Below are 16898 nucleotides of genomic sequence, written 5' to 3' on the forward strand. Positions count from 1 at the left end.
GGTTTCTAATCGCTGTAACGAGGAAGAAATCATGAGTACAAGTACATCTTGCGAAGGCGCAAAGCCACAGGTCCGCCCGACTGAGAGCGGATGTTCAGCCGCTTCCTGCGTACCCTTGGTGCAATCTGAGCAGGACGTGGCGCATATGAACACAGACCAGTCACAGAAAAGGTTCCGTATCTCCAACATGGACTGCGCCTCAGAGGAGTCCGAGATCCGGCGCGCTGTGGATAGCATCCCGGGAATCGAAGCCCTGCGATTCGATCTTGGGGCACGCCTACTGACCATTTCCGCGAGCCAAGCTGCACTGCCAGACGCACTGCAGGCGATTCGAAAAGCGGGCTTTAAGCCTGAACCCATCGACGAAGACGCCAACACCCCTTCGGTTACGCCTACTGCGCCTGCGACGTTTTTGGACATATGGGGAAAACTTCTGGCTGCGCTCGGCTTGGCATTGGCAGCAGAGGCGATCGCGTACGCCTTCCCTGCGACGACCTGGATCAAAGCCCTGGGCATGGGCATCGCTTTGGGTGCCATCTTCCTTTCAGGATTCGGCGTCTACGGAAAGGGGCTGACTGCGCTGCGGCAAGGACGATTGAACATCAACGCCCTCATGGCAGTAGCCGTCACAGGTGCCTTCCTGATCGGCCAGTGGCCTGAGGCCGCCATGGTGATGGCGCTCTATGCCATTGCAGAGGCCATCGAAGCGCGGGCGGTCGATCGCGCTCGAGGTGCCATCAAAAGCCTTCTTGCCTTATCACCAGAGCAAGCCGAGGTACGCCAGGAGGACGGCGGCTGGCTTCGGATTGGCGTCAAGTCTGTTGCATTGAACTCGGTGGTACGTATCTCTCCGGGTGAGCGTGTTCCGCTTGATGGCAACGTGCTGGCGGGTCAGAGCGCGGTCGATCAATCGCCTTTGACAGGCGAGAGCCTGCCCGTGGACAAAGGACCTGGTGATGAGGTGTTTGCCGGAACCATCAACCAGGCCTCTGCTCTGGAAGTCCGGGTCACATCGCCCGCCTCAGACAGCACGCTCAGCCGGATCATCAAAGCCGTCGAGGAAGCGCAAGCCTCTCGCGCACCGACGCAGCGTTTTGTTGACCAGTTCGCCGCCGTCTACACACCTGCGGTCTTTGCCCTTGCGCTGCTGGTTGCCGTCCTGATGCCCTGGGTGGCCGGGATCACGTGGCTCGAAGCGGTCTACAAGGCTTTGGTCCTGCTTGTGATTGCATGCCCTTGCGCCTTGGTCATCTCCACACCCGTCACGGTGGTGAGTGGTCTGGCCGTAGGGGCACGGCGGGGTATTTTGATCAAGGGAGGCGTTTACCTTGAGGAAGCCCGAAAGATCAAAGCCGTCGCTTTGGACAAAACCGGCACCATCACCGAAGGGAAGCCCAAATTAGTGGCGTTCGAGCCCATCGCGCCCGACGAGCCTGAGCAACGGGTAGAACTGCTCGCAAAGAGCCTGGCTGCGCGTTCAGACCACCCGGTCTCGAAAGCGATTGCTCAAGGCCTAGCGGTAAAAGCCCAGGAAGTCGAAGTATTTGAAGCGGTCGCAGGTCGTGGCGTCCAGGGGGTGATCGATGGCCACCCCTACATCCTGGCCAATCACCGCTGGATCGAAGAGCGCGGCCAGTGTTCTGCGCCATTGGAAGCACGCCTGGCGGTCCATGAGGAGGCGGGGCGAACTGTGACCATTTTGGCCAATCGGGACCGGGTGATCGCGCTCTTCGCTGTAGCGGACACGATCAAACCGTCATCGATCGAGGCCATTTCCGAGATGAAGGCGCTGGGGGTCGTTCCCATCATGTTGACAGGTGATAACGCCGCAACGGCGCGCACCGTCGGACACTTGGCAGGCATTTCAGAAATCCGAGGCAACCTGCTGCCTGAGGACAAGCTCAAGGCGATTGAAGAGTTCCAAGGAAGATACGGTGTGACGGCCATGACCGGTGACGGCATCAATGATGCCCCGGCACTTGCAAAGGCGAACATTGGCTTTGCGATGGGCGCTGCGGGCACTCACACAGCCATGGAAGCGGCTGACGTCGTCGTCATGAACGACGACCTGCGCCGATTGCCCGAGACGATTCGCCTATCCAAACGGACCCATGTCATTTTGTGGCAGAACATCACCCTCGCTCTGGGTATCAAGGCAGTATTCTTGCTGATGGCCATCTTTGATGACGCCTCTATGTGGATGGCGGTCTTTGCCGACATGGGCGCAAGCTTGTTGGTGGTTTTCAACGGGCTTCGGCTTCTCAAGGCAGTCAAGTGATGGCTCCTTGGCAGCTGTAAACCTCTTCCATTTCCTCAGGATTACTGAGGCCAACGCCTCGTCCCGTGATCAAGCAAGCCTGAAGCGACTATACTATCAACTTATGAAAAAGTTCTTGGCAATTTTCTTGCTGGTTCTGTTGCCCTTGCAATACAGCTGGGCAGCAATGGCAAGCTATTGCGAGCACGAAACCAGTGTAACTGCCAAGCACCCTGGTCACCACACCCATGACCATGCGTCAATTGACCAGCAAGAGTCCAGCAAAAATCCCCCTCAATCGGCGGGCATGGACCATGACTGTGCCACTTGCCATATGGGTTGTGCCGCTGCCCTGGTCAGCGATCTGAGCAAGACCACATTAGCAGCCTCTGACGATCACCCACTTCACCTTCAGGTCATTGCTTCTCATATGGCAAGTGAACGTCCTGAACGGCCTCAATGGCCCGTGCTTGCCTGATCGGCGAGCCTCGGGTTTCTTTACCTTTCCCTCTTTTCGAATCCCCTGTGTGCGGATGCACATGACGCTTTGCGCGTTGTGCGTCATCGCCTAGCGACGTGTTGTCGCTGCTCGCTGATCTCCTTGGATGTTTTCACCATTGGAGATGAGCTATGAGTTTGTACAAAAAAAGACCGACACCGATTCGAATCGCGCTGTTGGTCATGACCCTGAGTGGCTTGGTGCTGACGGCCCAAGCACAAGGCACATCCGCCGCCGCGTTGAGTGGCTCGGTGTCCTTGAAAGATGTTTTCGAAACGGCGTGGCAAAGGCAACCCGAGGCGCACGCGCTTCAATCGCGTCGCGATGCCGCCCTGGCCCAGGCCAAAGCCGCGTCGATGCTGTCCCCCGAGCCGCCCTCGCTGGAGATAAGTCAGCGATCAGACCGGATGACAGGCAACAGCGGTGCGCGGGAAGCTGAGGTGGGTATCGCCGTTCCAATTTGGCTACCCGGACAACGCACAGCCAGTGCCGATCTGGCGCAAGCTGAAATCTCGTTGGTTGAGCGCAAGCTGCTCGCCTCACAACTTCGGCTCGCTTCTTCCGTCAGGGATGCTTGGTGGGGCTGGTTGCGAGCTCGCGTAGATGCTGAACTGGCGAGCGAACAACTGGCCAATGCACAACGCCTCGCCGCTGATGTTGCCAAACGGACCAACGCGGGTGATCTGGCAAAGTCCGACCAGCATCAAGCCGAAGGCGCTGTCGCTGCGGCCCAAGCGCATGCCGCCCAAGCTCAAGCTGCATCTGCCGCAGCCTTGGCACAAGTGATGGCGCTAACAGGCAGGACGGCACCGGCAGACTTGAAAGTCAACGCGGCGGTGGAGCCAACGCCAGATTCGACCCCACATACGGGTGCGTCAGTGGGGCATCCCTTGTTGGCTGAACTGGAGGATCGCATCACGATGGCCGAGCGGACGGCTCAGCTGATCAGCGCCCAGAGGCGATCCAACCCGGAACTCACGGTGGCCACCACGCGCGGCCGTGGGGCATTTGGAGAACGCTATGGCCAGACTGTGCTGATTGGCATTCGCGTGCCCTTGGGTGCAGGCCCTAGGCATGACGCCCGTCTTGCGACTGCACAAGCCGAAGCGATAGAAGTGCAGTCACAACTGGTCCTCGAGCAGGCGCGCATTCAAGCCGACAAACAAGGCGCTGCTGCTCGTCTGGAGGCCGCACGCACTCAACTTGATGCTGCGCAGCGACGAGCCCAGCTGGCCAACGAGTCCCGCAGCTTTTTTGACAAGTCGTTCAGGCTGGGCGAGTCGGATCTGCCCACCCGCTTGCGCATTGAAGCAGAGGCTGCAGAGGCCGCGAGACAAGCCGCTCGAAGCCGAATTGACCTAGCCTCCGCCATTTCGGCATTGCGGCAGTCCTTGGGCCTGCTGCCTCAGTGATGCTGACACCCCTCAAAAATTCAAGGAACACTATGAAGATCATTCATTCAACAGTCGCCACCTTTATGGCGCTGATATTCACATTACTCAGTCCTATGGCCATTGCCGGTGCGGGTCACGATCACACGGAAGCTGCGCCAAAAACCCAGGGAACAGCACTGCCGCGTTTCGTCGCGTTTTCAGAGGATCTGGAAATGGTCGGCATTGTCAATGGCAAGCAGCTGACGATTTACCTGGACCGTTTTACAGACAACAGTCCGGTCAATGACGCCCTAATTGACATCGATATTCAAGGCGGCAAATACAAAGCCGAAAAACATGGCGTAGGTGAATACGAAGTCATCCTCAAGGACACGCTCAAACCTGGCGTCATTGCCATCACCGCAACCATTCAGGCCGGTGAACTGAACGACCTGCTGACTGGCGAACTCGATTTGCACGAGGACGAAGATGAACCTGTCAGTGGTTCTTCTTGGAAAGGCATCGCCCTGTGGATCGGCGGGGGGTTATTGGCCCTGATGGCATTAGGCGCGATCGTTCGCTTTCGTCAACAAGCTCGTACGGCCTAAGGAGCCTCAGCATGAAAACAATCAACACTTCAAAAAAACGCCACTGGATGGCACTGGCCACTGCTTTGACCCTTACAGGTGCTGCGCTGCCTACGTACGCGGGCGAAGGCCATGACCACGGCGCTGCGCCTGCGACGGCCAATGCCAATGGTCCACAGCGCATGGCCGATGGCAGCGTGTTTCTGCCCAAACCAGCCCAACGCCAACTGAATGTGCGCACGATGGTGGTGGAAACCGCTGAGCTGCCACGCGCCTTTGAACTCAATGGTCAGGTACTGATGGACCCCAACGCTGGGGGCAAAGTCCAGCCCATCAACGCCGGACGCATAGAACCCGGCCCTAATGGCCTGCCCAACGCAGGGCAAACCGTCAAGAAGGGTCAGGTATTGGCCTACGTGGTCCCTGCGGTCGCCCCCCTAGAGCGGGCCAGCCAGTTGACTCAATTGGCCGAATTTCGCGCTGCCAAAGCGCTTGCTGAAAAGCGTTTGGCACGTTTGCGCGAGTTATCAGATACCGTGCCGCGCAAGGAAGTGGAAGCCGCAGAGAGTGATGTGCTCAGCCTCACCGACCGCATGTCGGCCATTGGTGGCGGCCTCAGCAGCAAAGAAGCACTGGTCGCGCCCGTTTCTGGCGTGATTGCCTCGGCGCATGTCGTAGCAGGCCAAGTGGTGGACACGCGGGAATTGATTTTTGAAATTGTCGACCCGAAGCGGCTGCGTATCGAAGCCTTGGCTTTTGATAGCTCAGTGGCCAACAACATCGGCGGTGCCACATTGGCTGTCGGCGACCAGCGCACACCACTGGTTTTCATGGGTGCAGCGCGCAGTTTGCGAGAGCAAGCTCTGCCGCTGAACTTCCAAGTGCAAAGCCCGGAACTATTAGGCCTGGCCGTTGGACAGCCCGTCAAAGTCTATGTGCAGTCCAAGCAAAAGACACAGGGTATTGCGGTCCCCCAGTCGGCACTGATGAAAAACGCTGCCAATCAGAACGTGGTGTGGGTCAAGTCTGCAGCTGAGCAGTTTGAACCACGCACAGTGACGTTCGAGCCCCTGGATGGAGCGCGTGTCACGGTGATCTCGGGCTTAAAGTCTGGCGATCGTGTGGCGACCCAAGGTGCCACGCTCATCAACCAAGTCCGTTAAAGGGGTCACGATATGTTCAAGTGGCTTCTCGAAAATAGCCTGACCAACCGGCTTCTGGTGTTGATAGCGGGTGCCGTGTTGATGGCTTACGGGGCATTCACATTGTCTCGAACGCCAGTCGATGTCTTTCCCGACCTCAACAAACCTACTGTGACGATCATGACCGAGGCGGGTGGCATGGCGCCCGAAGAGGTCGAGCAACTGATTACCTTTCCTCTGGAGACGGCCATGAATGGCTTGCCTGGGGTCGAATCGGTTCGTTCTACTTCCTCTGCTGGCCTGTCCTTTTTGTATGTCACCTTCAACTGGGACACAGAGATTTTTCGGGCACGCCAACTGGTGTCTGAACGTCTCTCGTCCATGGAAGAAGGTTTGGCTGCCGGGGTGATACCCCGCATGGGACCGATCAGCTCCATCATGGGTGAGATCATGCAGATCGCTATTCCTGTCGATCCGCAGAAAATCTCCCCTATGGCGGTGCGTGAGTACGCCGACTGGGTGCTCCGGCCGCGACTCTTGTCCATACCGGGTGTCGCACAGATCATTCCCATTGGCGGCGAAGTGCGTCAGTTTCAGGTGCAGCCCAACACAGCGCGCCTGTCGGACTTGGGTATCTCCTTGGACCAGTTGGAGTCGGCGTTGCGCGGGTTTTCGGCCAACACCTCGGGGGGGTTTCTGGAACTCAACGGGCGCGAGTACCTGATTCGAAATCTTGGTCGCACTTCACGCCTGGAGGACTTGCGCAATCTGGCCATCACCGCCAAGAACGGTCAGCCCATCTTGTTGCGCCAGATCGCTGAGGTCACTTTTGCCGCAGCCATCAAACGTGGGGATGCAGGCTTTGAGGGCAAGCCCGCCGTGATTCTGGGCGTTCAAAAGCAACCCACCGCTGACACGACCCGTTTGACACAGTCGATTGAAGAAGCGATTACGGATCTCAAGGCATCCCTTCCTGAGGGGATGGAGGCACCCCGTGTGACCTTCCGCCAGGCCAGCTTCATTGAGGCGTCGATCTCGACGCTGCAAGGCAAGTTGATCGGTGCGTCGCTGTTTGTGGCCGCGATCCTTTTCTTCTTCTTGGGCACAGTTCGACCCACCATCATTGCGCTCACCGCCATCCCAGTGTCCATCTTCATCACGGCACTGGTGTTCAAGTATTTTGGCTTGTCGATCAACACCATGACGCTTGGAGGACTGGCGATTGCCATTGGCGGACTGGTGGACGATGCCGTGGTGGATGTGGAAAACATCTTGCGGCGCATGAAAGAAGACCGTGCCAAGGACCCCAGTCAGCGCCTGTCGCTGCTCGCGCTCGTGGCCAAGGCGTCCATGGAAGTCCGCTCGGCGATCCTCTATGCGACGGTGATCATCGTGCTGGTCTTCCTGCCGCTTTTTGCTTTGCCGGGCCTGGAAGGCAAGTTGTTTGTGCCGCTGGGCATTGCCTTCATCATCTCGACACTGGCCTCTTTGTTGGTGTCGGTAACGATGACGCCGGTGCTGAGCTACTACCTCTTGCCGGGCATGAAAAACCTGGACCATGGCGACACCAAAGTGCTGGCATGGCTCAAGCAAGGCTACAAAGGCAGTTTGCAAAAAGTGCTGGACAAGCCACGCGTGGCGATAACCAGTGCATGTGTGGCGGTGGTGTTGGCTGCGGCGGCTGTTCCGTTTTTTCCGACCACCTTCTTGCCTCCTTTTAATGAAGGCACCTTGCTGGTGGGCATACGGCTGAACCCGGGCGTGACCTTGACCGAGTCCTCTGACCTGGCGCGCCAGGCCGAAGTGCTGGTCAAGCAGGTGCCCGAAGTGCTGCATGTGGGCAGGCGCAGCGGACGTGCTGAACTGGATGAGCATGCCGAAGGTGTTCATGTCAGCGAATTGGACGTGGGCATCAAACCCTCAGGCGAGTTGACGCGCTCAATGGATGAGGTCCGTGCCGACATCCGTGCACGCTTGGTCAACCTGCCTGCTTCGATTGAGGTGGGGCAACCCATCTCACACCGCATCGACCACATGCTGTCTGGGGTGCGCTCCCAAATCGCCATCAAGATTTTTGGCGAAGACCTGGACGTGCTGCGCGGGCAAGCCGATGCGCTGCGCTCACGGCTGTCAGGTATCGAGGGCATAGCTGACCTGCAAATCGAAAAACAAGTTCTTGCACCCCAGATCAAGGTACGGTTGGACTATGCGGCAGCGGCGCAATACGGCCTGTCTGGCGCGCAAGTGCTTGCCACACTGCAGACCCTGGTGGAAGGTGAACGTGTCACGCAAATCATGGAGGGAGGTCGCCGCTTTGCGTTGGTTGTGCGTTTACCAGAATCCGCACGATCGCTGGAAGGCTTGGGCCAGGTGTTGATCGAAACACCCTCGGGCAGAATTCCGCTGTCCAAAATCGCAACGATTGAAGACGCCGATGGTCCCAACCAAATCAGTCGGGACAACGGCAAGCGGCGTATCGTGATTTCTGCCAACGCTTCGGGCCGCCCATTGTCAGAAGTTGTGGCCGACATACGCAAAGTGACGGCGGATTCTCGATTGCCAGAGGGCTACTTCATCACCCTTGGAGGACAGTTTCAGGCGCAAGAAGAAGCCTCGCGCCTGATCTCTTTGCTCTCGGTGGTCTCTGTGGTGTTGATGTTTGTGGTGCTTTACAGCCGCTACAAGTCCGCCGTTTTGTCGGCCTTGATCATGGTGAACATTCCCTTGGCGCTCGTGGGTGCCGTGTTGGGTCTTTGGCTGTCAGGTCAGCCCTTGTCGGTGGCCGCCTTGGTCGGGTTCATCACGTTGGCTGGCATTTCGGTGCGCAACGGCATTTTGAAAGTCAGCCATTACATCAACCTCATGCGCTTTGAGGGAGAGTCCTTCACCAAGCCCATGATCTTGCGCGGTTCGATGGAACGATTGAGCCCTGTGTTGATGACGGCCTTGGTGACTGCCTTCGCATTGGCACCCTTGCTCTTCGAGGCCGAACGCCCCGGCACCGAAATTTTGCACCCGGTCGCCGTGGTGATTTTCTCGGGCTTGATCAGCTCGACGCTGCTCGACACCTTTCTGACGCCTGCCATGTTTTGGCTCTTTGGCCGCAAACCTGCCGAGGCGCTTTTGCAAGACAAAGATGCTGAAGCATTCTGACCATTCATTCGTTTCTTCAACCTCAACCAAAACCTCAAAAGGACATCTCATGAAATTCCATACGCTCTTGATCACATCGTCGCTTTTCCTCAGCGGACTCGCATGGGCAGGGCCACACGATGCGGATCACAAACCCATGCAAGGTGGTGTTTTGACCACCGTCAAGGATGTTGACTACGAACTGGTCGCCAAACCTGATGTGCTGCAGTTGTTCGTGCGTGACCATGGCAAACCCGTTGACGTGAGTAAAACGACGGCAAAAGTCACACTGCTTTCTGGCGCTGACAAGCAAGAAGTTGAGTTGAAACCAACAGGCGACAAGCTTGAAGCCAAAGGTAGCTTCAAGGTAGCTCCTGGGACAAAGGTTGTTGCTCAATTCAGTTCAGCTGGGAAAACCACTTCTGCACGTTTTGTTCTGAAATGAGGCGTTTACAACTTACTTGTTTTTGCCACAAATTGTGGATCAATTTTGGGAAATTATTATGAAAACTTGGATTACCAAAACAATCGTCGTCTCAGCTTGCGTACTTGGCATCGCAGGCTGCGCTTCACCGGTTGATCGAATCGCTGAGAAGCCGTATTGCCATACGGATCGAGGAAGAAATGGTTACTGCACCAAAGATCCTGCACCCAGCATTGCCAAGGATGATGAAGCAAAGTCGTTTGCCTCAGTGCCTGAAGCTCTGACGGTTTACGTCGTGCGTTATTGGGGCGACGGACATCATCCGTTGGACATTTCTGTGGATGGTGGCGCAGCGATGGAGACTGTTCCAAACTCCATGATTCGCCTGCGATTAAAAGAGGGGACTCATCAAATCACCTTCAATGTTGGAGGCAAGACCTTTGATCGAACAATTTCAGGTACGAAGGGAGAAGTTCGGTTACTAGGGATTACGGGTACCGATTGGATCTGGGGCAACTCTTCACATTGGTGGACAGATGACTCAGTTGATCAACTTAAACGGCGCGCACTGCGTTCCCGTTTGATCAAAGACATCACTTTCCTTTGATGTTCTGGGGCCCCCGCCATGACTGTTTGTCATTGGCGGTGGGAGTGGCAGTGACGTTCATGGCGCAAACACTCAACACGCTTGGTTTCACAAACGCCTGCAATCAGCCTGAAGCTCAGGTTGATGCAATATCCTTATCGTCCGCTTATGGCCTCTACCTCACCCTCAAGGCAATGATAGATGACCGGGTCTGAATTGGCCATATTTCAACGAAATCATTTCGCTATGAGACCAACCCGTTCAACCGAAAGGCTTCGATACGACGATCTGATGCGCAAAATCCATGCCGATCAATTTCACGTTCACATAAATATTTATATTGATCAAAACTCCTACATACCGGACTCGAAATAGCCTTCAAAGGGTGAGCAAAATTATGCTCATCGTTGGAGAGCGAGAGGTTGTTCATCTTGCAAAATTGAGCAAATTGCAGGCGCATAAAACCGAACAGGTCGGATGTTCGGACTGAAAAGACTTGAATTTTGTAGTCAACCAACCGTAGGTAAAAGTACCCTCCTGAGTAGACCAGGATTGATTTAATTCGTCGTCTGGGAGCGATGGACACATGGTGGATTTTCCAACCATCACAGAGTTCAACACTTGGCGCTGTGTGCCAACCATCACGCTCGGACCAAGTCAAACAAAGACCTGACCCACACTTTTCTTTCATCGCTTGGGCAAGGTTGTCATGATCCAAAACTCTTTGTGATTTGCTTCGTCCGATTTTTCGTGTCAATGCCAATGGCTCATCCACATAGCTTGTGAACTCCAGACTTCGTGCAGTAGGCCGGGTCACTGTGATCTGGAAAAGGTTCAATTGACGAATGTCATCGGTTGACCAAGTGCATCGTCCCTGTCCGATCTTGTATTCAACAAATAGCTCTGCTTCTTTCCAAACTGCCAGGCAGTAAAGGCCAAAGACGTGACTTTGGACCCATGATGAATATTCGGTTTTTGATGCTCTCTGAAGGTACTGCTCAAATCCAACGGACGCCTCGCCCAAGAACTCTGAAAATTTGCATCTGTACCACCCTACTTCTGGGGGGAATTTCTTACGTTCATCCCAGCGCCTTATGTCCACCGTCGGCTCAACGGTTCTGGCCCAAATCAGCTCTATGAATGCCAGACGGGCTTGCCGGTTGGATCGCAGCAGTGCCGCAATCGCCTCTGGCGTTATGCACTTTCTGAATTGCCACACCCAATAATCAGATCGCGGAACCACGTGCCGACGCAAATACCGCGCTACAGATTTGTAGACATCTGTTGGTACAAAACTCATTCTCCAAAAATCAGTGTGACCACCCTGCTCGAATCCCAGCCGAGGTTTATTTGGTAGCTCTCGAAATTCAATACTCTTAGTTCTGTAGGCGTAACGGTAATTAGGTGTTTCATATTTGATCAATGCATTCGGATATGCGATAGCTTGGATTTCACACAATTCTTTGAGTCGAATGAGCCATTCTTCCTCGTGCAAAGCATCAAATTTTCTGTTCATGTACGAGGCCACATAAATGGCGCTCAACGACGTCAACCAATCGGCAAGAGGCTTGAGTTTTTCGGTGTTGATCAAACGATGATCGTTTCCGTTCAAGCGCGCTGGATCGAAATACTTCAGGCTTGAACATTGGCAAGTATTTGGATAAGCAAGAGACATGGCATCAACACGCTCTCCATCGTTCTTCATGCACGAACATTCGACGTGCAGAGGCTCCTCGTGGATCGGGCACTGAGTAAGCAATTTCAGTGAAAAGAGCCTGGTGTGATATCCCAACTCCAAGCACTTTGGGCAGTAGCCGTTTTGGGGTGTGAACAAGAATTGCCAGCAGTATGGAATGAATCGATGATCACAAAATGAAAACAATTGAACTGGCTCACCCATCAGTCGAGCCAAAACCCGAAGATCAACATTTTGAACCGAACGGCTTTGACTCTGCGCACGTTTCGCCCTGGGTGAAAAATCTTCACTCAGTGGAAAGTCAGAAATTCTGAGTTTGTTCAAGTGGGCCAGTTTTCTTAAGGTCAGCCAAAGTGACGTGTAAGGCAACAGCGTGCCTGGCTTCCATGTCAGAGTTGTCATGCGCTTACCCCTTTGGTGTTCGTCCCCTTGGTGCCCCCGCTGAAATAATCGCCATCAGGGCACCATGGCCAGAATGCTCGACGATTTCACTGATGGATTTTTTTGACAACACATCAGACACCGCTCGTCCAGACGCCAGCAAAAGGAGAATCCGTCTGCACACCACAGAGATGGTTTTCATTGGAATTTCATGCGGCCCGTCATAGCGATGCGGCAATTGGTTAATGAACTCTTCCCAAAGTGGTGCCGCATAACTGGCAATGCGAAATCCATTGCTCCAAAGCTCAGGGACGATGCTGGCAGTAAAAGAAATGCCCGATCCAACAGGCCATTCAGAGCCTTCGTCATACCCGGACATCACGTACCCCAATTGCGCCTCATCGCAAATGCCATGAAACCTGGCAGCGGTAAGCAAGAACCTCGCAGCGACATGTGCACCGCCAGCCATGGCGAGATTGATCGGGTCATCCCGAAATTGAACAGAAGCGATGGAAATCACACACAACCGAATCCTCTTTTTCTCCAGCATGCTGTGCAGCTCGACAAGCCACAACCACTCGCGCATCGTCATGCCTTGTGCTTCGTCAATCACAAGTACAACAAAACGTCCGCCCGCCTGTGCTGACAATTGTTCAAAACGGTCCACGAGCATTCCCAAGCGTTCCGTTGGGCTACGTGTTGATCTGGCCAACCGATGCTTGGCTGCTTCCAGCAAATTTGCATAGAACCGCCCGGATGCGCTGGCACCGCCCGATTCGGTATGACTCCAGATCACCATCGGTATGAATCCTCCATACCTGGCAGCGAGCAAGCCTTCTAGCCAGTTATCAACAGCGCTGGATTTACCCAGTCGAGAGGCCCCATAAATGGTGGCACCATCAAATTGATCGTCTAGCCACCGTCCGATGGTGCTCACCATTTTTTCAATGGCGGGGGTGAACAACGAGTAATCTCTCGTGACCAGGGGATGGTCTTTGGGGATGTGCTCTGGAACGAGCTGAAAGTCTGAGTTTTCCATCACCAGGTCTTTGCCATGCGCATCTTGGGAAGTGGAGCGCTCTGGCTTGCAGATTTGGGTTTCGGCTCAGGTGGCGGTGAGGTGCCCTTCGTTTTCTTGGATACTCCGGAGACCTTGGTCAGCTCTTCGGGCATGGCCTGACGGTTGATTTCACCCATGACGTCTGGCACCGAAAAGTTCGGCTCTTTCATTTCATCCAGCGCTTGAGTGCTTGTCATCATGATTCGTCGCGCCTGCAGATAGGCCGGATGAACAGGTAGCTTTTTATTGGCATGTATCTCAGCGTATTCAATTAACGCCTGGACGGGATCCCTATTGCCGGTCAGAAATAACAATCGCTTTGTCGCAAGTGCCCGAATGGCTTGCCGCATGTAAAGGGTGTGGGGTGATCGGTGCCACGGCGGTTGAACATGGACGGTTCCGTAGATCAGACCATTTGAATCGGAGACTGTGGCCCAGCGTGCGTCTGTTTCGTCATCCAGTTGAAGCCATAGTTTTTTACCGAGAAGATCCGGACGTTGAACCAGCCACTCGGAGGTGTATTTGGCGTTCTCAAAGTTGAAATACGGTCTTTTGCCCGTGTATTCACCGCCAAGCAATGTGCAGACCTTTCTGCTTCCCGCCATTCTTTTAACGAGCTCTGGGTCAGCGTGACGAATGCGATTTTTTGTTTTGGAAGACAAGAAGTCCATTTGAGCTAGAGGACTGCGATAGCCCAGACCTGTATGTGGCGTGGCGTTGTAGTTCGCGATGGTGACATCCAGCAACTCCTCAGCATAGTCAAGTTGGAACTGGACCTCCGCAGCAATTTTTTCTGGATCTCGTCCTTTCTTATCTTCGTGACTGCTGCCTGTGCTCGGAGAGAGTCGGTGCATGGTGCCAGAGGCCAAAACCCTGAAAAACGACTCAATGAATGGCCGATCATCTTTGCTGCGCCTTGAACTGTAAGACGTAGGGTCTTGGGGTTTGATGACCTTGGCGCCAACAATATGCAGCAATGGCTCCTCGACTCTGGGGCAAACGTTGGCCAATGCGCCATCAACGCTGAACTCATTCCAGCAAGCTGACAAATAGACTTCAGAGTGTGCGGATGGCAAGGCCGCGCCTTCTGCGTACCCATCCTCACAAAACGTCAAGGTTCTTGGGGCCCACTTGGATAAAGCATTTTTGATGGTGATCAGAACGTCGAGCGCACTGCATTCGCGTCGCAAGCTGATGTGATACCCCAGAACTGCACGGGATCTGACGTCAATGATCACGATGATCCAGATGCGGCGGATTTTTCTGGGTTCATAACCGCCGTGAGGAGACGGCACCATGACCACCATTCGGCAGTCCAATTTGTGGGCATCACACTCGACCCGATCAAACAGCTTGAAATCAGGTCGTCGGGTTCCATCGGAGGCTTTGGCTTTTGCAATTGCGTCAGGCCCCCCCATTTTTGACATGGCTAAAAAAGGATGCTCTGCCAAAACCTTCTTGATGTACAGACGAACTGACTCATAGCCGAGCGACTCTGAATTGAATGGCCAGGCTTTCTGATCTTCCAAGCCAGCTTTTCTTAGCTCGTCAATGAACCATCGAAAGATCGTTTGAACATTGATCTTAGGGTGTGCAAGAGAATCGGCGTTATTGAGGATTCGTTTGTGAAAACGATCTTTCAAATCTTTGAACTGTGGACGTTCAAGTAGCCACTTCAACGCGCCGGTTGCTCCAGCCCCATTTTCGTGAACAACAGGTGCAGTTTGACGCTCGTAAGCGGTCACACGGAAATGTGGAAGTGCTCCTCGCCAACCAAAAATATCCCCATCTGAGTGCCTTTGAAGGCATCGGTTTGTGATGATTCGGTAGATATTGGATCGTTTTTCACCCGTTTTCTTCTGCAAAACTGCATCGGTAGCGCCCTTGAGATACAGCTCAATGGCTTTTTTTCGGGCTAAAAATTTAGTTTTGCGAGCAGCTGACAAGCTGTTCTCATCCACCATAGGCCAGCTGCTAAGGTCAATGCTCTGGCTCGATAGCTCAGAATTCGGCGTTGAGCGATATCCAATTCGTCCCGATAAAGCCATAGAACCTCCTAGTTAAAGGTCTATTCAAGACTCATTAAAAAGGAAGAATCACTTAACGTCAACTTTACTTGGAATTCGTAGCATCAACTTTACTTGGAAAGAGACACCCTCCAGAGGGAAGATCCAGCTGTTAGTAGCATCAAATTTACTTGTGTGAACGGGGATCACTTGGAATTACTTGGGTATGGATGGGTTGGCCCCGGCGGGTTTTTGCTGATCCGAGTTGGGTGTTGCCTGGTTTCGACGAGCCGCCAGACGTGCCAATCCGGTTTCAATGAGTTCTTTGGAATTTTGTCGTTGGCCGCGTACAGCAAAATCCAAAGCACTCAGACCCAGTTGGTTTTTATGGTCCAAATCAGCACCTGCCTGAATCAGCACCTTGACGGCTTCGGGGCTGCCGTACATTGCGGCCATCATCAGTGGCGTGGTGCCGTTGGGTGACTCAGCGTCAATGTAGGCGCTTTGCTCCAGCAGGTACTCGACGATTTTCACGTGGCCAGCAGACGCTGCGTAATGCAAAGGTGTCCAGCCAGGTTTATTCACATCGGCATCATGTTCAACCAGTTTTTGTACCAAGCTGAAATGGCCTTTTAGGGCAGCCAACATCAACACACTTTCGTCTTTCTCGTTGCGCAGTTCGGTTTTGATTTTTGGCCAACTTGCCAGTAACTCGGCCACCTTCAAGGTTGGTTCTCGCACCGCCAGCATCAGGGCTGGAACGCCCTCTGGGTTGACCGTGTTGGGATCAAAGCCACGTTGAAGCAAGGCTTGCACGGTACGAACATTATCAAACTGGACCGCTTTAAAAAAGTCCTCGTAAGCTCCGGCTTGTGCAAGAGATGAAAAACAGAAAAGTCCAATAATCACATAGACTTTTTTAAAAATTTTAATGTAACACATGAATATTAATTGGTCGTTTTAGCAAACAATTTCAGGAAATTTAGGGTCGTCAACTCACCAATCGCCTCGGAACTGCACCCACGCAATTCACCCAACAGTTTGGCCACAAAGGGAACATAAGAGGGGTTATTGAGCTTGCCGCGGTAAGGCACAGGCGCTAAATAAGGGCTATCGGTCTCAATCAACAAGCGGTCATCGGGTACAAATTTAGCCACTTCGCGCAATTCGGCCGCCGTCTTGAAAGTCAGGATGCCCGACAAGGAGATGTAAAAACCCAAATCCAAGGCCGCTCGGGCGACCTCTTGGCTTTCGGTGAAGCAATGAAAAACCCCGCCCGCGCACCCTGCTCCGCCTGTTTCACCCTCTTCTTTCAAGATGGCGATGGTGTCGTCTGATGCCTGACGGGTGTGGATCACCAGCGGCAAACCCGTCTGCCGTGCTGCGCGGATGTGGGTGCGAAAACGCTCGCGCTGCCATTCCATGTCTGCAACGGTACGCCCGCCTTTGCGCTCGTCCATTTGGTAATAGTCCAGGCCCGTCTCGCCAATGGCCACCACTTTGGGGCGCGCTGCGCCGTCCAGCAAATCCTGCAAATTAGGCTCGCGCACGCCTTCATTGTCGGGGTGCACCCCCACCGTGGCCCACATGTTGTCATTGGCCATGGCCAGGTTGTGAACCTCGTCGAACTTTTCCATCGTGGTGCAAATGACCATGGCGCGGGTCACTTGGGCGGCCACCATGGCCTGCTGGATGCTGTCCAACTGGCTCATCAGCTCAGGAAAATTCAAATGGCAATGGGAATCGGTGTACATG

13 protein-coding genes are annotated in these 16898 nt (G+C 54.2%); 8 read left to right on the plus strand and 5 right to left on the minus strand.

Annotated features, from left to right (window positions below):
• Positions 1-31: 31 nt before the first annotated feature.
• The 8 genes from B9Z49_RS13605 (at position 32) to B9Z49_RS21615 (ending at position 10021) form a co-directional block, all read left to right on the plus strand.
• On the plus strand, positions 32-2278 hold the full coding sequence (locus tag B9Z49_RS13605) for a cation-translocating P-type ATPase (RefSeq protein WP_108353988.1): 2247 nt from the start codon (positions 32-34) through the stop codon (positions 2276-2278).
• 103 nt (positions 2279-2381) lie between these two features.
• Positions 2382-2735, plus strand: coding sequence for a hypothetical protein (locus B9Z49_RS13610; RefSeq protein ID WP_089957644.1), 354 nt, complete (start codon positions 2382-2384; stop codon positions 2733-2735).
• Between the two features lie 152 nt (positions 2736-2887).
• The gene (locus B9Z49_RS13615) at positions 2888-4168 is read left to right on the plus strand and encodes a TolC family protein (RefSeq protein ID WP_089957647.1); all 1281 of its coding nucleotides are present in this window, start codon (positions 2888-2890) and stop codon (positions 4166-4168) included.
• Positions 4169-4200: 32 nt separating this feature from the next.
• Entirely contained in the window at positions 4201-4737 is a 537-nt protein-coding gene (locus B9Z49_RS13620) for a hypothetical protein (protein WP_233254624.1), read from the plus strand.
• 11 nt (positions 4738-4748) lie between these two features.
• The gene (locus B9Z49_RS13625) at positions 4749-5879 is read left to right on the plus strand and encodes an HlyD family efflux transporter periplasmic adaptor subunit (protein ID WP_108353990.1); all 1131 of its coding nucleotides are present in this window, start codon (positions 4749-4751) and stop codon (positions 5877-5879) included.
• A 12-nt stretch (positions 5880-5891) separates the two neighbouring features.
• Positions 5892-9011, plus strand: coding sequence for an efflux RND transporter permease subunit (locus B9Z49_RS13630; RefSeq protein WP_053176211.1), 3120 nt, complete (start codon positions 5892-5894; stop codon positions 9009-9011).
• A gap of 49 nt (positions 9012-9060) precedes the next feature.
• Positions 9061-9435, plus strand: a complete 375-nt coding sequence (locus B9Z49_RS13635) for a hypothetical protein (RefSeq protein ID WP_053176209.1) — start codon at positions 9061-9063, stop codon at positions 9433-9435.
• A 58-nt stretch (positions 9436-9493) separates the two neighbouring features.
• Complete coding sequence (locus B9Z49_RS21615; RefSeq protein ID WP_146188529.1) at positions 9494-10021, plus strand: hypothetical protein; 528 nt, start codon at positions 9494-9496, stop codon at positions 10019-10021.
• A gap of 223 nt (positions 10022-10244) precedes the next feature.
• Here the strand turns inward: B9Z49_RS21615 and B9Z49_RS21620 are convergent, their stop codons facing one another.
• The 5 genes from B9Z49_RS21620 to B9Z49_RS13665 all read right to left on the minus strand — a co-directional run bounded on the left by B9Z49_RS21620 (position 10245) and on the right by B9Z49_RS13665 (position 16897).
• Positions 10245-12098 (minus strand): hypothetical protein, encoded by a 1854-nt coding sequence (locus B9Z49_RS21620; RefSeq protein WP_146188530.1) that lies wholly within the window; start codon positions 12096-12098, stop codon positions 10245-10247.
• Between the two features lie 4 nt (positions 12099-12102).
• The gene (locus B9Z49_RS13650; RefSeq protein WP_108353992.1) at positions 12103-13116 is read right to left on the minus strand and encodes an ATP-binding protein; all 1014 of its coding nucleotides are present in this window, start codon (positions 13114-13116) and stop codon (positions 12103-12105) included.
• Positions 13116-15185, minus strand: coding sequence for a hypothetical protein (locus tag B9Z49_RS13655; protein WP_146188531.1), 2070 nt, complete (start codon positions 15183-15185; stop codon positions 13116-13118). Before B9Z49_RS13655 ends, B9Z49_RS13650 begins: the two co-directional genes overlap by 1 nt.
• Positions 15186-15359: 174 nt before the next feature.
• Positions 15360-16085 carry an ankyrin repeat domain-containing protein gene (locus B9Z49_RS13660; protein WP_108353994.1) on the minus strand — a complete coding sequence of 242 codons (726 nt, stop codon included), beginning with the start codon at positions 16083-16085 and terminating at the stop codon, positions 15360-15362.
• 5 nt (positions 16086-16090) lie between these two features.
• Complete coding sequence (locus B9Z49_RS13665) at positions 16091-16897, minus strand: TatD family hydrolase (RefSeq protein ID WP_108353995.1); 807 nt, start codon at positions 16895-16897, stop codon at positions 16091-16093.
• Between the last annotated feature and the right edge of the window lies 1 nt (position 16898).

The organism is Limnohabitans sp. 2KL-51 (assembly GCF_003063645.1).
Lineage (GTDB): Bacteria > Pseudomonadota > Gammaproteobacteria > Burkholderiales > Burkholderiaceae_C > Limnohabitans_A.